Here is a 21,141-nt window from a genome sequence, read left to right on the forward strand (position 1 = left end):
CGGACGTGACGCGCCGCCGCCGGACCGGTGGTGGGCGGCGGCGCGTCTGCGGATCCCCGCGTCCGCCGCGGGGATCCTGCGTCGGCGGAGTCCCGCGTTACTGGACGAGCTGGCCGATCTTCGGGGCGCGCTCGTTCTTGTAGTTCGCCGGGCCGAAGTTCTCCTCGACGGCCTTGTCCCACGAACCGTCGCTGACCATCTTCTCGAGCGCCTTGTTGACCTTGTCCACGGTCTCGGTGTCGCCCTTCTTGACGCCGATGCCGTAGTTCTCGTTGCTCAGCTTCAGGCCGGCGAGCTTGAACTTGCCCTTGTACTGGTCCTGCGCGGCGTAGCCGGCGAGGATCGAGTCGTCGGTGGTCAGCGCGTCCACCTGGCCGTTCTGCAGGGCGGACAGGCACTCCGAGTAGCCGCCGCGGTTGCTCAGCTGGGCCTTCGGCGCGAAGTCGTTCTTGACGTTCTGCGCCGAGGTGGAGCCGGTCACCGAGCAGAGCTTCTTGTCGTTCAGGTCCGTGGCCTCGGAGATGTCCGAGTCCGCCTTGACCAGCAGGTCCTGGTGGGCCAGCAGGTACGGGCCGGCGAAGTCGACCTTCTGCTTGCGCTCGTCGGTGATCGAGTACGTCGCCGCGATGAGCTTCACGTCCCCGCGGGAGAGGGCGTTCTCGCGCTCGGCGCTCTTGGTCTCGACCCACTCGATCTGGTCGGGCTCGTAACCGAGCTCCTTGGCGACGTAGGTCACCACGTCCACGTCGAAGCCCTCGTAGCCCTGCGGGGTCTTCAGTCCCAGACCGGGCTGGTCGTACTTGATGCCGATCTTGATCTTGCCGCCGCCGCCCGAGGAGGACGAACCGTTGTCACCGCTGTCGTCGCCGCCACAGGCGGTCGCGGTCAGGGCGAGGGCGAACACGGCGGCCGAGGCGGCGGTGACCTTGCGGAGCTTCATGGTGCACATCCTTTGGCTGGTGAGGTGATGCGGCCCGGGCGGTGTCCGGTGACGCAGGTCGTCGGGGCGCGGGGCGCGCCTCAGTGGTGCAGGATCTTCGACAGGAAGTCCTTGGCGCGGTCGCTGCGCGGATTGCTGAAGAACTGGTCCGGCGAAGCCTGTTCGACGATGCGACCGTCCGCCATGAACACCACGCGGTTCGCCGCCGAGCGGGCGAAGCCCATCTCGTGGGTGACGACGATCATGGTCATGCCGTCCCGGGCGAGCTGCTGCATGACCTCCAGCACCTCGTTGATCATCTCCGGGTCGAGCGCCGAGGTCGGCTCGTCGAAGAGCATGACCTTGGGCTCCATGGCCAGGGCGCGCGCGATGGCGACGCGCTGCTGCTGGCCGCCGGAGAGCTGTGCGGGGTACTTCTCGGCCTGCGCGCCCACACCGACCCGGTCGAGCAGGGCACGGGCCCGCTCCTCGGCCGCCTTCTTCTCCTTCTTGCGGACCTTGACCTGGCCCAGCGTCACGTTCTCGAGCACGGTCTTGTGCGCGAAGAGGTTGAAGGACTGGAAGACCATGCCCACGTCGGCCCGCAGCCGGGCGAGCTCCTTGCCCTCGTGGGGCAGGGGCTTGCCGTCGATGGCGATCGAACCGGAGTCGATCGTCTCCAGACGGTTGATGGTGCGGCACAGGGTGGACTTGCCGGACCCGGAGGGTCCGATGACCACGACGACTTCGCCACGGGCGATCGTCAGGTCGATGTCCTGGAGTACGTGCAACGCGCCGAAGTGCTTGTTGACGCTCTTCAGGACGACCAGATCGCCGGTCGCGGCCACATCTTCCTTGGCCACCGATACTTCGGTCATCGCTCTCGGGCTCCGTCCTCCTCGGTTTCGGAGGACAGTAGTAACCCGTCGGACCTGCGTCATTACATCTGAGGGGAATCTGAGCATCACGATCCGATAGCAATCGGACACCTGCCGTAGCACTTGCGAGCAGGGGTGATTCCAGCCGGGTAACGGTACGAAAGAGCAACCGGAACCCTCTTGACGCCGTCCTCGTTCATCGGCGTCACTGCAAGGTGCACCCGCCCGTGCACACGTTCTCCTACCCGAGGGGGGCGTACGGCCGATGAACCGAAGGGGGCCCTGGTGAGACTGCTCCTCGTCGAGGACGACAACCACGTCGCCGCCGCCCTGTCGGCTGTCCTGGCGCGGCACGGGTTCGACGTCACCCACGCGCGCAGCGGCGAGGAGGCGCTCCAGGCGCTCGTCCCCGAGGGCGACGGCTTCGGCGTCGTCCTGCTCGACCTGGGACTGCCCGACCAGGACGGCTACGAGGTCTGCGGCAAGATCCGCAAACGCACCGGCACGCCGGTGATCATGGTCACCGCGCGCTCCGACGTGCGCTCGCGCATCCACGGCCTCAACCTCGGCGCCGACGACTACGTGGTCAAGCCGTACGACACGGGGGAGCTGCTCGCGCGGATCCACGCCGTCAGCCGGCGCACCGTCCACGAGGAGGCCACGGGCGGCACGGAGACCGAGCTGCGGCTCGGCCCGGTCCGTATCGAGCTGCCGACCCGCCAGGTCAGCGTCAACGGTTCGGCCGTCCCACTGACCCGCAAGGAGTTCGATCTGCTCGCCCTGCTCGCCCAGCGGCCGGGGGTCGTCTTCCGCCGGGAACAGATCATCAGCGAGGTGTGGCGCACCAGCTGGGAGGGGACCGGGCGCACCCTGGAGGTGCACGTCGCCTCCCTGCGGGCCAAGCTCCGCATGCCCGCCCTCATCGAGACCGTGCGCGGCGTCGGCTACCGGCTCGTCGCGCCGACGGCATAGCGGGGCCGGGTGCACACGCGGCTGCTTCCGCTGCTCACCGTCCTGATGGCGGCCGTCCTGCTCGCCCTCGGCGTCCCGCTGGCCGTCAGCCTGGCCGGCGCGCAGCAGCAGCGGGTCGTCGTGGACCGGATCGACGACACCGCGCGCTTCGCGGCCCTCGCCCAGTTCGTCACCGAGCCCACCGACCCGGCCGGCGCGGACATCAACGAGCGCCGCGAGACGCTCCGCAGCGAGCTGCGCAGCTACCACACGGTCTACGGCATCCGCGCGGGCGTCTTCTACCGCAACGACTCGCCCATGGCGCACGCCCCGGACGACTGGCTCCCGCCCCGTACGGGCGAGGTGCGCGACGCCTTCGAGGAGGCGCTGCTCAGCCGCCGCAGCCACGACCCCGAGCAGGTGTGGCCGTGGCAGCGGCGCAGCCTGGTGGTGGCCTCGCCGGTCATCCGGGACGGCGACGTCGTCGCGGTCGTGGTCACCGACTCGCCGACCGGACAGATGCGCTCCCGCATCCTCCAGGGCTGGCTGGTCATCGCCGCGGGCGAGGCGGCCGCGATGCTGCTCGCGGTCGGCGCGGCCCTGCGGCTGACCGGCTGGGTGCTCAAGCCCGTACGGGTCCTGGACGCCACCACCCACGACATCGCCACCGGACGGCTGAAGTCCCGGGTCGCGGCGGCCGGCGGACCGCCGGAGCTCAGACGGCTCGCCCGGTCGTTCAACGAGATGGCCGACAACGTCGAGAGCGTGCTGGAGCAGCAGCGCGCCTTCGTCGCCGACGCCTCGCACCAGCTGCGCAACCCGCTCTCGGCGCTGCTGCTGCGCATCGAGCTGCTCGCCCTGGAGCTGCCCGAGGGCAACGAGGAGATCGCCTCCGTGCAGGCCGAGGGCAAGCGTCTGGCGCAGGTCCTGGACGACCTGCTCGGTCTGGCGCTCGCCGAGCACAGCGAGGCCGACCTCCAGGTCGCCGACATCGGCGCCCTGGCCGCCGAACGGGTGGCGGCCTGGTCGCCCACCGCCGAGGCCAAGGGCGTCCGGCTGACCGGCGCCTGTCCGCCGACGACCGCGTGGGCCGACCCGGTGGCGCTGTCCAGCGCCCTGGACGCGGTGATCGACAACGCGGTGAAGTTCACGCCCGGGGGCGAGACCGTCGAGGTCGCCGTCGCCTCCGACGGCGACGTGTGCACCGTCGTCGTCACCGACAACGGTCCGGGACTGACCGAGGAGGAGCTGACCCGCGTCGGCGACCGCTTCTGGCGCAGCGGCCGGCACCAGAACGTCAAGGGCTCGGGCCTGGGCCTGTCCATCTCCCGGGCGCTGCTCGCGGCGGGCGGCGGCTCGATCGCGTACGGGCGTCACGAACCGCACGGGCTGCGGGTGACCGTGACGGTGCCGAGGAACGCCCCCACGGGTGAGGCGACGGGTCAGGGCTTGACGGACCGGTAGTACCGGCGGGCGCCCTCGTGCAGCCGGAGCGGGTCGGTGTAGATCGCGGTGCGCACGTCGACCAGCTGCGCGGAGTGGACGTGCGCCCCGATGTTGTCCCGGCTCCTGAGCACGACGCGGGTCAGCCACTCGGTGAGGCGGGGATCGGCGTCGGCCCGGGCGATCAGGAGGTTGGACACCGCCATCGTCGGGACGGCCGAGCCGGGCTGACTGCCCGGGTAGGCCGACTCCGGCATGTTGGTGGCGCGGTAGTGGCGCGTGGCGCCGCCCTCCCTGTGCAGCTCGGAGACGAGGCGGGCGTCGATCGGCACGAACCGGATCGCGGACCGCTCGGCGAGCGTCTTCAGACCGTCCGTGGGCAGTCCGCCCGACCAGAAGAAGGCGTCCAGACCGTGCCCCAGCCGCTCCGGGCCGGTGTCGATGCCGTCGGAGGAGGGCCTGATGTCCGTCTCCGGGTCGATGCCGGTCGCCCGGAGCACCCGGTCGGCGATGAGCCGGACGCCCGACTTGGGCGACCCTATGGCCACCCGCTTGCCCCGCAGGTCCGCGACGGAGCGGATGCCCGAGTCGGGCGCGACGGCGAGCTGCACGTAGTCGTCGTACAGGCGCGCCACCCCGCGCAGCCGGCCGGCGCCCGGCCGGCCGCTCAGCCGGTACGTCTCCACCGCGTCGGCCGCGGCGATCGCGAAGTCCGCCTCCCCGGTCGCCACCCGGCGCACGTTCTCCTGCGACCCGTCACTCGTCTCCAGCCGCACGTCGAGGTCGGGCATGTGCTTGCCGAGCGAGCTGCGCAGGAGTTCGCCGTACTTCTGGTAGACCCCCGCGCGGGTGCCCGTGCTCAGCGTGATCGTCCCGCCCGGCGGCTCCTCGTCCCAGGGCGCCAGCCACCACAGCAGCAGTCCGAGCACCACGAAACCGGCGGTCGCGCCCCGCAGGGCCCGTCGCCTGCCGATCCGGGACAGCATGGGGGACATGCGTGCGATCCTGCCAGCCGGGGTGCCCGCTGACCAGGGCGGAGCTCACAGGAGGGGCGGCCGGGGCGGCCGCTACAGTCGCGGCATGAGTTCTTCGCCCGCCGACCTGGTCCGTGAGTTCCACCGTGCCTTCGGGCTGGACGCCCGGGACACCCCGTCCGAGGTCTCGCCGGAACTCGCCGCGCACCGCGGTGAGCTGCTGGCCGAGGAGGCCCGGGAGGTGGGCGAGGTGGCGGTGACGGGGCCGCTCGACCGGCTCGCGCACGAGCTGGCCGACGTGGTGTACGTCGCGTACGGGACGGCGCTGGTCCACGGGATCGACCTCGACGCGGTGATCGCCGAGGTGCACCGTTCCAACATGACCAAGCTGGGGCCCGACGGTCAGGTCAGTCGTCGTGCCGACGGCAAGGTGCTCAAGGGGGACCACTACGAGGCGCCGGACGTGTCGGCGGTGCTGCGGCGGCAGGGGTGGGTGCCGGGCGGGGCGGCCTGAGCGGCGCCCCGGGGTGCACGGCCGGGGGTGCGACCCTCGGCCGGGGCGGGGCGCGCTGCCCCGGCGCTTGCGGGGCGCCGCCGCGCCCACCCGTGCCGCCCCAGCGGCACGACTGCCCGCGGCTACGGCGGTGCGGCTGCCCGCGGTTACGGCGGTGCGGTCGGGGTGGGGTCAGCCGGTCGGGGCCGGTTCGCGGGGTGGGGGTGTGACGACGTCGCGGCCCGTTTCGTGGGCGTAGAGGGGGGTGCGGTCGTGGAGGGCGGCGTGGACCGCCATGTGGGCGTCCCTGCGGCGTTGGGCGGGGCCGTCCGGGAGGTGGAGGATGCCCGCGTTGCCCCGGGAGCCGCGCTGGATCTCGGCGGTGCGCGGGATGCGCAGGGACTCGTAGCGGGCCAGGCGCTCCGGGATCGCCCGGGCGGGCGCGTCCGCCAGACAGGCGGCCAGGTCCATCGCGTCCTCGATCGCCTGGTTGGCGCCCTGTGCCATGAACGGCAGCATCGGGTGGGCCGCGTCCCCGAGGAGCGTGATGCGGTTCGTGGACCAGGTGCGCAGCGGCGGACGGTCGTACAGGGCCCACAGGTGGGTCGAGTCGACCGCCGCGACGACGTCCGCGACGAGTCCCGTCCAGCCGCCGAAGACCGCGCGCAGCGCGTCCGGGTCGCCCGGCCGGGACCAGGACTCGCGCGGCGGGGCGTCCGTGGTCAGTGGCACGGTCGCGGCGTAGCTGAGATACGCGCCGGACGCCACGGGATAGCACACGAAGTGCCCGCCCGGCCCGAGCCACAGCCGTACCAGCCGTTCGCGGGCCCCCGCCGGCAGCGCGTCCGCCGGCACCAGACCGCGGTAGATGCCCAGCCCCGAGAAGACCGGCGCGTCGGTGCGCAGGGTCTCGCGGACCGTGGAGTGGATGCCGTCCGCGCCGATCACCACGTCCGCCTCGCGGACCGTGCCGTCGTCGAAGGCGAGCCGTACGCCCGTGCCGTCCGCCGTCTCCTCCGCCGTTCGCAGCCGTTCACCGAGGCGCAGGCGGTCCCGGCCGGTCAGGGAGAGCAGCGCCTCGTGCAGATGCGCCCGGTGGATCGTCAGGTACGGCGCCGCGAACACGCGCTCGCACTCCGCGCCGAGCGGCGTGCGCGCGACGGGCCGGCCGTTCCAGCCGCGGACCTCCATCGCCTCGATGCGCACCCCGTGCTCGTCCAGCGCGGGGCCGAGGCCCAGCCGCAGCAGCGGGCGGACCGCGTTGGGCGAGAGCTGCACGCCCGCGCCCACCTCGGACAGCACGCGGGTCTGCTCGTGGACCACGTACGGCGTGCCGTTCGCGGCCAGCGCGCCGGCCAGGGCCAGTCCGCCGATGCCGGCGCCGACGACGGCGACCCGTGGCCGCTCCCGGTCCGCGGCGCTCCCGGAGTCGCCGGGCCGCCGCTGCGCTCCGCTCTTGCTCCCCAACCGCACGTCTGGGACCGCCTTCCGCGTCTTCGCTCCACGCCCGTTCACCGTCGCGATGGGTGCGCGGCGTGAGCGCACTGTCATCGGTCGTGTGCCGAGCATGGGCCGCGCCGCACCGCGCGGCAACGGTCCGCCGGCCCGTCACTGACAACTGTCGCCGCTCGCGTGACGGACGTCATCGATCCCCCCGCCGCCCCTGCTGCCGGGCCCTCGGCCGGCCCTAACTTCCTGGAGGAGACAGCCGGTTACGCACGACACCCTTGGAGGCACGCGGTGACAGGTGAACGACGACGGGAGCGACCGCGGTGACCGCGGTGGCCGTTGACGGCCTGCTCAAGAAGTACGGGGACCACGAGGCCGTCCGCGGCGTGGACTTCGCCGTCGAGGAGGGCGAGATCTTCGCGCTCCTCGGACCGAACGGCGCCGGGAAGACCACCACCATGGAGATCCTGGAGGGCTTCCGGCAGCGGGACGGCGGCAGCGTGCGCGTCCTCGGCCGCGACCCCGGCGACAAGGCCGACGGGCGGTGGCTGCGCGGGCACATCGGGCTCGTGCTCCAGGACATCGCCGTGGAGCCGTACCTGTCGGTGCGCGAGACCATCGCCCGCAACGCGGGCTACTACCCCGCCCCGCGCGACACCGACGAGGTCATCGACCTGGTGGGGCTGCGGGAGAAGGAGGGCGCGAAGGTCAAGGACCTGTCCGGAGGGCAGAAGCGGCGGCTCGACCTCGCCCTGGGCGTGATCGGGGACCCGAGGCTGCTGTTCCTGGACGAGCCGACCACCGGCTTCGACCCGGGCGCCCGACGCGGCGCCTGGGAGGTCGTGCGCAACCTGCGCGACGCCGGTACGACCATCATGCTGACCACGCACTACATGGACGAGGCGCAGGCGCTCGCCGACTCGGTCGCCGTCATCGCCGGCGGGCGGATCGTCGCCTCCGGCACACCGGACACCCTGGGCGGCCGGGACAGCGCGCTGGCCCGGATCCGGTTCGCACTGCCGGCCGGCGCCGCCATCGGCGACCTGCCGATCCCGGTCAGCGACGCCGAGGAGGGCCTGGTCACGGCCGAGGCGGAGGAGCCGACGGCGGTCCTGCACCGGCTCACCTCCTGGGCGCTGGAGCGCGGCACGCCGCTGGAGCGGCTGACCGTGGAACAGCCCACCCTGGAGGACGTCTACCTGGGGCTGACCAGTTCGTACGCACAGCAGGACGCCTCGTCCCCGTCCATCGAACGGGGCCAGGACCCGGCCCCGGCGGTCCGTGGACGCCGTGGGCGCCGACCCGGACGGAGCAGCCGATGACCAGCACCCTTCCCCCGACGGCCACCGCACCCGGCCGGCGCTCCGCGCGCCCCGGCGCCGAACGGCCGGACGAGCGCGGTTCGTTCGTCCTGCTCGCCCACCAGATCCGCTACGAGCAGCTGTCGTTCTGGCGCAACCCGCAGTCGATGGTGTTCACCTTCGTCCTGCCCGTCGTGATCATCGCGATCTTCGGCGCCGTGTTCGGCGGCGGCCAGGGCGAGGACTTCTTCTTCGGCATGAGCGGCATGCAGTACTACACGCCGACCATCGCCGCCGTGTCCGTCCTGGGCGCCTGCTACGGCCAGCTGGCGATCGTGCTCGCCATGCGCCGGCAGACCGGCGTCCTCAAGCGGCTGCACGCGACCCCGCTGCCCGCCTGGGTGTACTTCGCGGGCCTGCTGGTGCACTGCGTCGTCGTGAGCATCGTCGACGTCGCGCTCGTCATCGGCATCGGGCGCCTGTACGGGGTGCCGTGGCCCACCCAGTGGGCCGCGCTCGCGGTCACCCTGGTGTTCGGCGCGGCCGGCTTCTGCGCGCTCGGCGTCGGGGTCGCCTCGCTCATCCGCAACTCCGAGGCGGCGCCCGCGGTCGTGCAGTTCATCCAGTTCCCGCTGGTGTTCATCTCCGGCAGCTACTTCCCCATCCACTCCGGCGTCCTCAACGAGATCGCCGGGCTGCTGCCGGTGAAGCCCTTCAACGACGCCATGCTGGCGTCCTTCGCGCACGGCGCCGGCTTCCAGTGGAAGGAGCTCGCGGTGCTCGCGGCCTGGGGCGTCGTCGGCGCCCTGATCGCGGTGCGCCGGTTCCGCTGGGACCCGCGCCCCGAGTAGACCGGGCCGCCCGTCCGGGACCGCCACGTCGAGGGGGCCTCTGTGAGGCCCCCTCGCGGCTCTCCCGACCCATCGGAAAACCCCCACGGCACTGAAAGGACCCCCACCATGTCCACGAACCCCACCGCCCGCCCGCGGACCGTCGACGCCCCGGCCGGCCACTGGGACCTCGAACCGGCCCACTCCACCGTGGAGTTCACCGGCCGACACTTCTTCCTCCTGCCCGTGCGGGGCTCCCTGCCCGTGCGCGCGGGCCGCGCCGAACTCGCCGCCGACGGCACCCTGGCCGGCCTGGACGCCGCGGTCGGCGCCGCGGGCTTCGAGAGCGGCAACCCGCAGCGGGACACGGCGGTGCGCGGCCCGCGGTTCCTCGACGCGGGGCGCTTCCCCGAACTGCGCTTCACCGGCGAGCGCCTCGTCCCCGGGCCGGGCGTCACCGGACTGCTGGAGGTGAAGGGCCGCAAGACGCCCGTGACGTTCACGGTCGACGAGCTGACCGTCGACGGCGAGCGGGCCACCGTACGGGCCACCGCGCGCGTCGACCGGCACGCGTGCGGGGTCGGCGCCCTGCGCGGTCTGGTCGGAGCGGAGCTCCTGGTGCGGGTGCGGGCCGTCTTTGTGCGGCGGTCATGAGCCCTGCGGCGGACGCACGCGGAAAGAGGCCCGGCCGGAGGGGGAATCCGGCCGGGCCTCCGCGTCGGCGCCCGCAGGGTGCGGGGGATCACCCCGCGGGCGCCGGGTCGGGGGCCGGCCGCCGCACCGGGAACACGTGGGACAGCCAGGCGTAGGTGCGCAGTTCCTCCAGCAGGCTCAGGCCCAGCCGGTTGTGCAGCATGTGGGCGTGGGAGAAGAGGATCATGCCGGGGTGGGTCGGGGAGTGCCGCCGGACGTCGTCGGCGTGGGCCGCCAGCTTCTCGTACCAGCCGGTGAACGGGCCGTGCGCCTCGGGCGTGACCCGCACCGCGTCCGGGTCCTGGCCGACGTGGGTGATCCGGTCGAGCAGGGCGTCGGGGTGGCCCGCGTCGGACGCCCAGGCCCGCCAGGCGTCCAGGCCCCGCGCGAAGTAGTGGGCGCGCTCGACGCCGCCGCCGAGCGCGACGGCGGCGGACAGGGTGCCGCGCAGCGCCAGCCGGGCGCGTCGCGCCTCGTCGGTGATGCCGGGGGCGAACCGCAGCACCAGTTCGCTGGAGAGGTGGAACAGCGACTCGGCGGCCGGCATGAGGGCGGGGCCGCCGTAGCGTTCGAACTCGGGGTCGTAGCCGGCGCGGTGCACACCGGGCGGCAGCAGTGCCCGGACGGTGGAGTCGACGCCGGTCTCGCCCGCGGCGGCGAGCCGGGCCGCGCTCTGCGCGTAGGCGCCGGCGGCCAGCGGCTCCTCCCCGGGCGCGAGCCGGCCCGCCGAGGCGAGCCGGTCGCGCAGGGCGTGTTCGACGCGCGCGCGGGCGTCCGGGGCGAGGTCCGCGATCCGCAGCCGCAGATGGGGACCCGACTGCCAGTAGCGGATGAAGAACCACTCGGCGCCGGGCGGAAGTTCACGGACCGTGGGTCCGACGACGTCGGTGAGGACACGGTCGTGGGCGCTGCGGGCGGTGGTGGCGAGGTGGAGGTGCCAGGCGCTCCAGCGGTGCGGTGTGGTGGCGGGTGTGGGCATGGGCGGGCTTCCTTGTCGTCCGGACGGCGTGCGGAGAAGTGGGTTCACGTGCGCAGGTCGAGCTGGTCGCCCCCGGTGTCGCGCGGTACCCCCACCACCGCCGACAGGACGATCGCCTCGTCCTCGGCCAGGCCGATGACCTCCTTCGTGGGGATCTCCTTGAACGCCCGGACGGGCCGCGCGAAGAGACCGGCGGCGGCCGCCGCCAGGCACAGTCCGTGGACGGCCCAGCCGCAGGCGAGCTGAGCGGCGCCCCAGCCGGTGGGACCGAGGCGGGCGGACAGCTCGCGGGGGCGCACCGAGAAGAAGACGGTGAGCGGGGCCTTGGCGATGCCGCAGCCGTTGACGGGGGACAACCCGTAGCCGTAGTTCGCCTCCAGCCCCGCGGGGGCGGTCGGATCGGCCCTTCGCAGGTGTGCCGCGCCCTGCTCGAAGCGGTGCACCCCGGCCGCGTACCCCTCGACGTGCTGCACCACGGCGGTGACCGTGACCGCGTCGAAGGCGGCGGCGAGCACCGGGTGCGGTGGCGGGACGCCGAGCCAGGCGAGGGCGGCGGCCAGATGCCGGGCCGGGACCGGGGCGGGACGCGGCGCCGAGTCCATGCCGTGCAGGGCACGGGGCATGCGGCCGGAGTGGCGCCGCCACAGCAGTTCCGCCCAGTCGGGCGCGACCGGGCTGTCCGGCAGGCCGGCCGGGACGGCGGTGGTGAGCGGCGCCGCGCCCGCCGGGTACGCCTGCTCCCGGTCGACGCGTACGACGTCCGCCAGCGAGGGATCGCCGGCGGGCGCCGGCGCGTCCCGCCCGGCACGCGCCACGGGACCGGGCCCGGCCACGTCGACGAGCCAGGGCAGCGACCACTCCCAGGTCCGCTCCTGACCCAGCTCGCGCAGCAGTCCGGCCCCGCCGCCGGAGGGCGGGGTGAGGGTCGCCGGTACCCCGAACAGTTCGAGGCCGAGGCTCAACGCCCTCAGCACCATGCCGAGTTCGATGGAGACGAGCGACCCGCGGAACCACTGGTACGCCACCGGGATCGCGGTGTAGCGGCCGGTGAGCGCGATGCGGGTGGGCGGCGCTCCGGTGTCCGGCCCGGTGAGCGCGTGGCGGGTCGGCTCCAGCAGCCGCCACGCCGCCCCGTCGCCCACGAAGGCGTGGACGGGGAAGAGGCAGCGCGGCGAGGCGTACGGACGGTGCTCGTTGTACGGGTTCTCCGGCTCACGGCGCACGGGACCGAACGCCGCCGTCAGGGCGTGCGGCAGGGCGTCCGGCGCCATCGGCCCGGCGGCCGGGACCCGCGGGTACGCGAGCGCCGACAGCCGCTCGGCGGTGCCCGTCGGCAGCACCCGGCTCGGCCCCGCGGGACGCGGCGGATCCGGCGGTACGTGGCTGTCGGGCGGGGGCGTGCTCGCCCAGGTCCAGGGCGGCGGCTCCGGGCGGTCGTCGCCCCGGCCGTACGCGTGCCAGAGCGGTTCGCGCGCGATGCTGTTGTCGCCCTCGGGACCCGGCAGGTCGACCGGGGCGCGCCGGGTCCACTCCGGGGCGGGGGCGGTCACGGGAACGGGTGGGGGTCGTAGGGGATCGCCCGGTGCTCCTGGTCCGTGCCGCGCAGGGCGGCTTGGAGCCGGGGCAGTCCGTCCAGGCGCTGCTGGGCGTGGCCGAAGCACATGGGCAGGATGCCGGGGACGACCGCGCGGGTGACCGCGATGCCGGCGTCCGCGTGCTCCCGGGTGGTCTGGTCGACGACGACGATGCGCTCCAGGCCCGCGTCGGCGAACAGGGAGACGACGTACTCCAGCGTGCCGCGCACGTCGCCGGCCGCGGCCCGTTCGAGCCGGCCGGGCCAGTCGGGGAAGGCCTCCTCCAGGGTGACGGCCGGGCCGCCGAGCCCCGCCAGGGCGCGGTCGCGGGTCTCGGGGATCGAGGAGAACCGCACGTGGTCCTCCAGTTCCTCCACCAGCCACGGATCCTCGGCCATCCGCTCGGCCTGCTCGCGGGTCCAGTCGACCGGGTTGGTGACCAGCTGGGCCACCTCGCGCAGCGCGCCCCGGATCGCCGCCTCGGGGTCCGCCCCCGAACCGGCGGAGGAGAAGGTGGCGGGGAACGGGTTCTTCTCGTTGACGGCGATGACCCACACCACCGGCAGGCCGATGTCACGGGTGGCGACCAGCAGGTGGACGTCGAACCCGCGCGCCCGGATCAGCTCGACCATGGCCCGGCTGGTCGGATCGGTGAGGGAGGCGACCGGGACGTGGGGGAGCGGCGCGGCCCGGTACCAGGACGTCAGGAACGCGTCCCGTTCGGCCAGTTCGAACAGCGAGTGCAGGGCGGCCTCTTCGTAGTTGGCGCCGACCGCGCAGCCGCTGGAGCAGTCGAAGAAGTAGTGCCGCCGGTTCGCGGCGCCGGCCACGCGGGCCGCCCTGCGGTCCCGGCGGAACGCGTACTCGTACTGGTAGAAGGCGTGGTCGGCCGGGACCAGCAGGGGGCGGCCATCGGCGAGGTCGTGTCCCCAGGCCCAGTCCATCGGAGTGTCGGCCGTGAACGGCGTCGCCCTGCTGGTCGGGTGGGCGAGCTGCTCGGCGGTGTAGCGGCCGAGGGTGTCCGGGTCGACCGCGTGGCCGGCGACCTCGCGGTAGGAGCGCCGGGTCACCAGGGGGATGTCGTAGGGGTACCCGGCGAGCCGTTCGTAGGCCTCCAGGACGGCGACCGGTTCGGTCTCGGCGAACGTACGGGCCCGGCCGTGGCCCATCGCCGGGGCGTCGGCGACGACGGCCATGCTCATCGCGAACGGGGCGTGGGACTCGCGCAGGATCGCCCGGACCGGTCCGAAGCGGTCGTCGACCAGGCGGTCGCGCAGGAAGCCGGGCTCGACGAGCCGGCTCGCCGCGGTGCGGGTGGCGTCACCGGGGACGGCCGGGCGGGAGCGGAGGGCGCGGGGCGCCGGGGCTCCGGTGCTGACCAGGTCCTCGGGGGCGGGGCCGCACACCGGGCAGTGGAAGCTGCGTGCGATGCGGTGGCGGCGGGTGCCGCGCACGGTCACCGAGTAGGCCTCGCCGGGTGCGAGGGGACGGTCCGCCAGGTGGGCCAGGCCGGTGCGCAGGAGTTCGGGCAGCAGGGGCGCGGGGGCGGCGGGGACCCGCGTGGCCCGGGTGAGGTCGCCGACGAGCGGGTGGTCGAGGACGGTGCGTTCGCGCACCTCGGCGCAGGCGGCGCAGCCGGACGAGGTGCCCGGCGCCCACAGCGGGCCGACCATCGCCTCGTCGTCGTACAGGCGGACGGAGAGGTGAGGGCCGTGCGCCGCGTCGATGGGGCCGCGTTCCCAGGCGAGGTCCCAGCCGAGGTTGACGGAGACGGTCGCCCCGGTGGCGCGGGCCAGTCCGGCGAAGGCGGGCAGCCAGTCGTCGTGCGCCGCCGCGGGCAGCGCGGGGCCCGCCTGGACCGGGTTCTCGGTGATCGGGTCAGTGGTCGGCATCGGTGGGCTCCTGGGCCGTCCGGGCGGTCACCGGGCCGTGCCAGAAGGGGAGTCCGCCGAGCACGGGGTCCGTGCGGCGGGCCTGTCCCCGGATCGTGGCGAGCGCGGTGAGCTGCCTCCTCAGTGCGGTGCGGGTGGTGTCGTCGGCGGTGAGCAGGGCGTCGGTGGACAGGGCGGCGACGGTGCCGTCGGCCTGGACGGCGGCGAGCGCCGTGCACAGCGCGGCGTACGTCGCGTCGACGGCCGTGGGTCCCCAGCCGGCGCCGAGCGGCCGGCCGTCGGCGGTGACCTCGGCCAGCGGCCAGTCGACTCCGGCGGGCCGGGCCAGGGTGAGCACGGGGACGGCCGGCCCGAGCCGCGCGCGCAGGGCGGCGAGGATGCGCTCGCCCTCGGCGTGCAGCGGGGGAGCGGTGTCGGTGAGCCGCTCGAACCGGTCCCGGCGTTCGGCGAGCCGCCGCAGCGCACCGTCCAGCAGCCAGTGTTCGCGGGTGAGCCCGGCGGCGCCGGCGGCGCGGTCGCGCAGGGCGGCCAGGGCGGCGGCGACGGTCGCCGTCTCCTGGTGCGTCGCCCAGGCGGTGACGGTGTCCGTGCGGTCCGTGCGGTGCTCCGCCGCGCGCAGGGCGAGGGGCATCTGCGGCAGGTGCTCGCCCTGCGCGGAGGCGAAGAGTCCGGTCCAGCGGGCGGTGAGGACGGCGGCCTCCTCCAGTGCGGCCGCCGGTTCGGGGAGGGGTTCGGCGGGGGCGTCGTCGAGCCGGACCACGACCGCTTCGTCCACGGGGCCGCCCGTGACGGTGACGCGGTCGGCGGTGAGGTCGGGGCCGTGCACGACATGGGCCTCGCCGGGCTCCGCGACACCCGTGAGGGTGTCGGCCAGGAGCTGGGCGGCGAGGGCTCCCGCGAGGGAGTGGGCGACGGGTCCGGCCGGGGGCTCGACACCCTCGGCGCCGGCCCAGACGCGGGCCCGGTCCCGGAACGCCGTCCAGACGGCGGGCGACGTCCCGACCGGTCCGACGAGGACCGGACCCGGGCCGAGCAGCACGGGCACGTGGAGCGTCCCGTGCCGCTCGGTCCAGGTCTCGTCGCCGGTGAGGAACTCGACGACGGCACGGGGCGCACCACCGGACCCCGGGAAGTCCACCGTCGGGTCGCCGACGGGAATCGCCGCCCGGTCCCTGTGCACCGCCGGGTCGCCGACGGGGGTCGTGGTGCCGGTCCCTTCCGCCGCCGGGCCGCCGGCGGGGGTGTGGATTCCGGGCTTGCGCACCGCCGGGCCGCCGGCGGGGGTCGAGGGTTCGCGCACCGCCGGGCCGCCGGCGGGATTCGGAACCAGGAGGGAGGGGTCCGCGTACATGGCCGGGTCGCAGACCGGTACGAGGGCCGGGGAAGGCGTGGCCCTCCCGTCGGCCGGGGTCACCCGGGTCACGCCGGTGCGCAGCAGGCCGCGCCGGGCCGGGGCGGTCGCCGTGTCCGGGCCCCGCAGTTCCACCCGGGCCCGGCGCAGCCGGGCGAACGCCGCGTACGGGTCGTCGAGGCGGGCGGTCAGACGGGCCAGGGCGTCGGCGTGGCGGGCGCGCACCTCGGCCGGGGGCTCCGGCTCGGTGAACGCGGCCGGGTCGAGCAGCAGGCCGTTCTCCCGCAGCCGGGCGACGAGGTGCCGCACGGCCGGACGGGCACGCTCCGTGCCGAACTCGGCGACCAGGGCGTCCTCCGTCGTCCCGGCCTCCAGCAGCGGTACGCAGCCGTCCGCCACCGCGTACATGAGTTCCGAGCCGCGCAGCACGAACTGCCCGCGCGTGCCGCTGAAGTACACGCCCCCGGGCACCGGCGCGTAGTGCAGCCCGGGCCGGGCCCGCAGCGGGGCGTCCGTCCCCGGAGCCGTCGTGGCCGGGGCCCTGTCCAGATCGGTCACCGTCACGACCGAGCTCCTTCCGCTTCCGTGTGGTTGGCCGGGTCGTACACGAACCGTCCGCCGGCCGTGCGCCCGACCTCGAGCACCCATTCCGTCGCGTGCGTGCCGTCGGTGACGCCGGGCAGCGCTTCCTCCAGGTAGCTCGCGCCCTCCCCGCGGCGCTCCAGCATCCGCGGCAGGACCCGCACCGCGAGGGCGCTCGACAGGTCGACGTACTGCGGTTTCTGCTGGAGGCGCTTGGACTGGACGTCCGGGGCGCCGACCGACAGCGGGCCCTCGTCCTCGGGCGCCGCCTTGATGACGACCTCCTCGGGGACCCCGTGCCGGGCCCGCCACGCCGTCAGCGCGAGGAGCCGCTCGTGCTCGTCGGGGCCGGCGGCGACCGCCGCGTCCAGCTCGGCCCCGCCGTACCAGCGGCGGCGGCCGATGAGGACGTCGCCGACCGCCATGCGCGGTGCGGTGCGGGTGCGCTCGCCGTCCCACGGGGTGGCCGCGTGCCAGGAGTTGGGCAGGCTGTTGAAGAGCCGGCCGCTGATCGCCAGCCCGGAGGCCACCGACAGCGGGGGCGGGAACAGGCCGGGATGGCCCGTGCCGAGCGGCAGCACCCGCAGGGGCGCGCCGTCCGCGTCCTCGACCCGCAGCGAGTCCGTCTCCGGGTCGTGGGCCAGCCGCAGCGTGAACCAGTCCTCCGGGGTGAGACCGCCCGGCAGCACCGGCGCGTGCGCGTTGACGTTGAGGCGGTGCAGGCCGAGGTCCTCGGTGACCCGGGCGCCGTCGTGGCCGTAGAAGCGCCGCAGGTGGGCGGCGAGCCGGGGCAGCGCCCGGCCGCCCTGGCGGCGGTCGGCCTCCAGGAACCGCGCGTACAGCATGCCGTGGCCCGGCAGGCCGTCGTTGAGGACGAGCTTGCCGCCGGCCTGCTGGAGCAGCACGCCGTAGATCAGCGGGTCCCGGCGGAAGCGGTCGGGCAGCGACCGGGTCAGCCCGGCGACGTCCGCCGCGCTGAGGGCCAGGGTGTCCTCGCCGGCCCGGGCGGTCTTGGTGAGGAGCGCGTGCACCTCCTCGGACAGCTCGCGGCGCAGCAGGTACATGCGCTCCAGCGAGCCGTCCGCCGGGCCGATGCCGGTCAGCGCGGCCGGCTCGCCCGAGCCCTGCGGTCCGTACACGGCGGCCATCGCGGCGGCCCGCCGGGAGACCTCCCCGACGACGAACGGCGCGTGCTCGGCCAGCGGAACGTTGGCCCCGGCCCCGAACCGCTCCGTGAACGCGGCGGTCATCAGGACCCGTACGTCGTGCAGCCAGTCGAAGACCGACAGCAGTTCCACGGCGGGCCCGAGGTCGGTCAGCGGGGCGTGCCAGTCGGAGGTGGCCACCTTCAGCGGCGGCATGACGTAGTCCTCCTCGACCGTGATGTGCGCCGGGCGGCCCGCGGCCTGGCTGAACCGGCCGAGGTCCCCGCGCAGTCCGGCCAGGACCGCGCCCCGCTCCCCGGCGGGCGCCTCGGCGACCCGGGGCAGTCCGGCACGGACCCGGTCGGCGAGCTCCCCGGCGGGGGTGTCCCGCGCCGCCGGGAGCAGCTCGTCGTAGTCGGCGGCCCCCGCGCGCTCCTCCGGCTGGCCGAAGGTGCACAGCACGCCCTGCTGGAGCGCCTGCCGCACGCGCCGGTCGGCGTCCCCTTCGGAGCAGCCGGCCCGCGTGGCGACGTGCGCGACCACGGCCGGGAAGCGGCGCGGTCCCATGGACAGCGCGTCGAGCAGGTCGGCGACGGGCCCGTCGAGCGGCAGTGCGAGCCGGTGCATGCCCTGCTCGGAGAACTTCAGGAAGAACAGCTTGCCGCTCTCCGGGTCGGGCGCCGAGGTGGGCGGCAGGCCGATCCACAGGTCCGTCGGGTCCGCCCCGTCGGCGGTGGGCAGGCCGCCGAGCACGTAGTGCAGCATCACCCGGTCCAGGCCCGGTACGGCCAGCGCGCCGGTGAAGGACACGTCGCCGGGGCGGACGGCCTCCGGGTCGCCGGCGGGGGCGGGTTCGGCGATGCCCACCGCGGTGAACCGGGAGAGCGGGCTGGTGCGCACCATGGACCGGGTGACGTACTGGATCAGTCCGCGTTCCGACTTGCGGGTGCGGGCGTTGACCTTGCCGGGCCCCTCGACCGCCGTGCGGTAGCGCTCGGCCTCCTGGTGCACCTCGGGGGCGACGAGGGCGAGCGAGCGCAGCAGGTCGTCGTCGCCGAGCAGGCCGGCGAGGACGGTCCGTTCGCGGTCGGCGGCGGCCGGGTAGTCCTCGGTGATCGTGGTGCGCAGCCGGTCCCGTTCGGCCTGGACGGCCAGCCAGCGCGCCACCGACGGGATCTCCGCCACGCGGTCCGCGGGGGCCTTGCGGGGTGCGCGGCCGTTGTGGATCGCCCGGCGCAGCGCGATCAGCTCGCGGCGCTCGGCGTCCGACTCCACGGCGCCGATCCGCTCGTACAGCTCCTGCGAGCAGGCCTCGGCGGCCTCGGCCAGTTCGGCCTCGGCGGCGGCGAGGCCGGTGAGCAGCCGGCGCAGCTCCGGGTCGGCGAGGCGGGCCCTGCGCAGCGGGTTGACGCGCAGGAACCACTGGGGTTCGGGACTGGTCATCGCGGGGCTCCCGTCGGCTCCGTGGTGCGGGCGGCGCGCGGGCGCTCCAGACGCTCGCGCCAGCTGCTGCCGAGCACGGCGTCGACCGTCTCGGCGATCGCGAAGCACATGTAGTAGCGCTGCATCGGCGACACGGTGAGCAGCGGCAGCTGCTGGTAGAAGAGGTTGGTCAGCAGGCGGAACGCGGCGAAGAACGGCGAGGGCGTGCTGATCGCCCCGGACCCGTGCACGGTGCGGTGGAAGTCGGTGTCCGGCTGCTCTCCGCGCGGGACCGTGGTCACGGCTCCGGGCGGGCCCATCCGCCCCCGGTCGACACCGTCGGTCACGGAGTCGAGCAGGCCGGCGGTGAGGGCGCCCGAGGCGACCGCGCTGTCCAGCACCCCGGCGCCGTAGGCGAACGCCGTGCGCCACCGGGCGGCCGCGGGCGACACCGCACCGCTCAGCCGCTGTTCGACCACCGCGCGGAGCAGCGGCGCCTCCTTGGCGAGCCGTTCCTGGAAGACGGGCCGCATGTCCTTGCGGGGAGCCGCCCAGGCGAGGAACGCCTCCGCGTGCGACCGGGGGGAGAACACCCCGTGGCCCGGGCCGAGGGCGTGGGTGTCGGCGAGCGCGGCGAACGCCTCGGCGAGCAGGACCGTGCCGCTGCCGGGCTCCTCGGCCAGGCCTTCGACCATCGACAGCACCGGCACGGCGAGGGCGCCGTTCACGACGGTGCGCAGCGGATCGAGGCGCGGCTCGCGGGAGCGCAGGGCCGGGTCGCCGGGAGCGACGGGCAGGACCGTGCCGTGGTCGCGCAGCGGCAGGTACGGGGGCTCCACCGCTTCGAGCCGGCCGAACTCGCGGGCCTGCTCCAGATAGGCCTCCTCGGTCAGCGCCCGTGCCGGGTCGAGGGGGCCCGCGTCGAGCCGGGCCGCGACCGCCGGCCAGTCGGCGGCGCCGGCGACGGGGGCGAGCAGATCGATGTGGGGTCCGTGCAGCCAGCCGCGGCGGACCTGGACGCCGGGCACGCCCCCCTCGCTCAGTTCGCGGGCGGCCGGTACGACGTACCGGGCCAGCCAGGCCGGGGTCACCGGCATCCGAGTGTGGAGTCGCACCCCCGTCAGGTCGGCGGAATCCGGCCTCACGGCAATACGCTCCGGAGCGTCAACCACCATGTCCTTCGCACCTTCCGAGACGAACGGGAAATGAATTCGGGAATGTGCTCCACATCATTGACGGCCGGAATGCGCGGTGGAAGTGGAGAGAGGGCGGCGGCTTACATACGTCACGGTTCTCGTGACACCGTGCGCCCTTTTCGAGAGGAGTGGGAGGCGCGCTCTTCGCGGCAGAGTAACGGAATGATCAATTCCGTTTGAGGCGGTCGGGAGACTGACCGAAAAACGTCTGGCAGCTGAAATGATCGTTGTACTCTCCGCCCATGACGTCTACTCCCCCCACCGCCGGCCCGACCCCGTCCGCCGCGGACGCCGAGTGCCTGGAACTCACCCGGAAACTGCGGCGCCGAGGAACCCTCGTGCTCTCCCTGTTCGGCCTGCTGTGGGCCTTCGCCGGGGCCTCCGGAACCGGTTCGGCGACGGATGTCGTGCCGGTGTCCGTGGAGGTGGCGGCCCTCGTGGTCACCGCGGCGGCGATCTACCTGGGGCACCGCAAGGACGCCGCGCCCTCGCCCCGGACGGTGAGCCTCCCGGAGAACTGGGCGCGCGGGGTGGGCGTCGTCAACGGCATCGAGGTGCTGGCCATCTTCGCCGTCATCGCCGGCTCCAACGCCTCCGGCCGCCCCGAGCTCATCCCGGTCGGCATCGCCCTGGTCGTGGGGCTGCACTTCTTCCCGCTCGCGCGCCTGTACGACCAGTGGCAGTACCGGTGGACGGCCGGGCTGATGACCGCCGTGGCGGTCGTGGGCGTCGTGCTGGTCGTGGCCGGCCTGTCGGACGAGAGCGTGCGGGTCGTGGTCGGCCTGGCCTGCGCGGTGGTGCTCTGGGCCTCCGCGTACCACCTGGCCGTACGGGGCTGACGGACCTTCACCGGAAACGAACGCAAGGATGTGCCGACCGGCCCGGGGCCGGTTGGCGCATCCTTGTGCGTTCACACGGTCGTGCTCAGGCGCTCACGCGCGTTCAGCAGGCCGAGCAGGTGCTGGACGACGAGGAGGAGGTGCCGATCGAGCCGCTGGAGGCGCCCATCTCCGGCAGCGCCACGCCGTCGGCGACCTCGAGGGTCTCCAGCTCGTCGGCGTCGAAGCCC

Annotated in this window: 18 protein-coding genes; 7 read left to right on the forward strand and 11 right to left on the reverse strand. The window is 74.5% G+C overall.

Annotated features, from left to right (window positions below):
• Positions 1-97: 97 nt before the first annotated feature.
• Both ADK41_RS06060 and ADK41_RS06065 read right to left on the reverse strand, forming a co-directional pair.
• Complete coding sequence (locus ADK41_RS06060; protein WP_030826005.1) at positions 98-940, reverse strand: glutamate ABC transporter substrate-binding protein; 843 nt, start codon at positions 938-940, stop codon at positions 98-100.
• Between the two features lie 80 nt (positions 941-1,020).
• Complete coding sequence (locus tag ADK41_RS06065) at positions 1,021-1,797, reverse strand: amino acid ABC transporter ATP-binding protein (RefSeq protein WP_030826008.1); 777 nt, start codon at positions 1,795-1,797, stop codon at positions 1,021-1,023.
• Between the two features lie 285 nt (positions 1,798-2,082).
• Here ADK41_RS06065 and ADK41_RS06070 point away from each other — a divergent pair, with 285 nt between their 5' ends.
• On the forward strand, positions 2,083-2,769 hold the full coding sequence (locus tag ADK41_RS06070; protein WP_030826011.1) for a response regulator transcription factor: 687 nt from the start codon (positions 2,083-2,085) through the stop codon (positions 2,767-2,769).
• 9 nt (positions 2,770-2,778) lie between these two features.
• Positions 2,779-4,212, forward strand: coding sequence for a sensor histidine kinase (locus tag ADK41_RS06075; protein WP_030826014.1), 1,434 nt, complete (start codon positions 2,779-2,781; stop codon positions 4,210-4,212).
• Here the strand turns inward: ADK41_RS06075 and ADK41_RS06080 are convergent.
• Positions 4,191-5,186, reverse strand: coding sequence for a TAXI family TRAP transporter solute-binding subunit (locus ADK41_RS06080; RefSeq protein ID WP_030826017.1), 996 nt, complete (start codon positions 5,184-5,186; stop codon positions 4,191-4,193). The two genes, ADK41_RS06075 and ADK41_RS06080, sit on opposite strands and share 22 nt — an antisense overlap.
• Before the next feature lie 85 nt (positions 5,187-5,271).
• Here ADK41_RS06080 and ADK41_RS06085 point away from each other — a divergent pair, with 85 nt between their 5' ends.
• The gene (locus ADK41_RS06085; protein WP_030826020.1) at positions 5,272-5,679 is read left to right on the forward strand and encodes a MazG nucleotide pyrophosphohydrolase domain-containing protein; all 408 of its coding nucleotides are present in this window, start codon (positions 5,272-5,274) and stop codon (positions 5,677-5,679) included.
• A 171-nt stretch (positions 5,680-5,850) separates the two neighbouring features.
• Here the strand turns inward: ADK41_RS06085 and ADK41_RS06090 are convergent, their stop codons facing one another.
• Positions 5,851-7,131, reverse strand: coding sequence for an FAD-dependent monooxygenase (locus ADK41_RS06090; protein WP_051843146.1), 1,281 nt, complete (start codon positions 7,129-7,131; stop codon positions 5,851-5,853).
• A gap of 299 nt (positions 7,132-7,430) precedes the next feature.
• Between ADK41_RS06090 and ADK41_RS06095 the strand changes: the two genes are divergently transcribed.
• The 3 genes from ADK41_RS06095 (at position 7,431) to ADK41_RS06105 (ending at position 9,892) form a co-directional block, all read left to right on the forward strand.
• Positions 7,431-8,429, forward strand: a complete 999-nt coding sequence (locus tag ADK41_RS06095) for an ABC transporter ATP-binding protein (RefSeq protein ID WP_030826026.1) — start codon at positions 7,431-7,433, stop codon at positions 8,427-8,429.
• A complete protein-coding gene (locus ADK41_RS06100; RefSeq protein WP_030826029.1) occupies positions 8,426-9,259 on the forward strand; it encodes an ABC transporter permease in 834 nt (277 codons plus the stop codon). The genes ADK41_RS06095 and ADK41_RS06100 overlap by 4 nt, the downstream gene beginning before the upstream one ends.
• Before the next feature lie 108 nt (positions 9,260-9,367).
• Positions 9,368-9,892, forward strand: a complete 525-nt coding sequence (locus ADK41_RS06105) for a YceI family protein (protein ID WP_030826032.1) — start codon at positions 9,368-9,370, stop codon at positions 9,890-9,892.
• Positions 9,893-9,980: 88 nt separating this feature from the next.
• On the opposite strand, the gene ADK41_RS06110 is transcribed toward ADK41_RS06105, so the two are convergent.
• The 6 genes from ADK41_RS06110 to ADK41_RS06135 are packed head-to-tail and all read right to left on the reverse strand — an operon-like array spanning position 9,981 to position 19,973.
• Entirely contained in the window at positions 9,981-10,910 is a 930-nt protein-coding gene (locus ADK41_RS06110) for a thiopeptide-type bacteriocin biosynthesis protein (RefSeq protein WP_030826035.1), read from the reverse strand.
• 44 nt (positions 10,911-10,954) lie between these two features.
• On the reverse strand, positions 10,955-12,460 hold the full coding sequence (locus ADK41_RS43850) for a nitroreductase family protein (protein ID WP_030826038.1): 1,506 nt from the start codon (positions 12,458-12,460) through the stop codon (positions 10,955-10,957).
• Complete coding sequence (locus ADK41_RS06120; protein ID WP_030826041.1) at positions 12,457-14,376, reverse strand: TOMM precursor leader peptide-binding protein; 1,920 nt, start codon at positions 14,374-14,376, stop codon at positions 12,457-12,459. The genes ADK41_RS43850 and ADK41_RS06120 overlap by 4 nt, the downstream gene beginning before the upstream one ends.
• A complete protein-coding gene (locus tag ADK41_RS06125) occupies positions 14,363-16,291 on the reverse strand; it encodes a hypothetical protein (protein ID WP_051843147.1) in 1,929 nt (642 codons plus the stop codon). The genes ADK41_RS06120 and ADK41_RS06125 overlap by 14 nt, the downstream gene beginning before the upstream one ends.
• Positions 16,288-18,897 (reverse strand): lantibiotic dehydratase, encoded by a 2,610-nt coding sequence (locus ADK41_RS06130; RefSeq protein ID WP_030826047.1) that lies wholly within the window; start codon positions 18,895-18,897, stop codon positions 16,288-16,290. Before ADK41_RS06130 ends, ADK41_RS06125 begins: the two co-directional genes overlap by 4 nt.
• A complete protein-coding gene (locus tag ADK41_RS06135) occupies positions 18,894-19,973 on the reverse strand; it encodes a hypothetical protein (RefSeq protein ID WP_030826050.1) in 1,080 nt (359 codons plus the stop codon). The genes ADK41_RS06130 and ADK41_RS06135 overlap by 4 nt, the downstream gene beginning before the upstream one ends.
• Positions 19,974-20,314: 341 nt before the next feature.
• Here ADK41_RS06135 and ADK41_RS06140 point away from each other — a divergent pair, with 341 nt between their 5' ends.
• A complete protein-coding gene (locus ADK41_RS06140) occupies positions 20,315-20,911 on the forward strand; it encodes a DUF7010 family protein (protein WP_030826053.1) in 597 nt (198 codons plus the stop codon).
• 103 nt (positions 20,912-21,014) lie between these two features.
• Here the strand turns inward: ADK41_RS06140 and ADK41_RS43855 are convergent.
• The coding region (locus ADK41_RS43855) for a thiazolylpeptide-type bacteriocin (protein ID WP_078941188.1) at positions 21,015-21,141 on the reverse strand (127 nt) is incomplete at its 5' end.

The organism is Streptomyces caelestis (assembly GCF_001279005.1).
GTDB classification, from domain to species: Bacteria; Actinomycetota; Actinomycetes; order Streptomycetales; family Streptomycetaceae; genus Streptomyces; species Streptomyces heliomycini.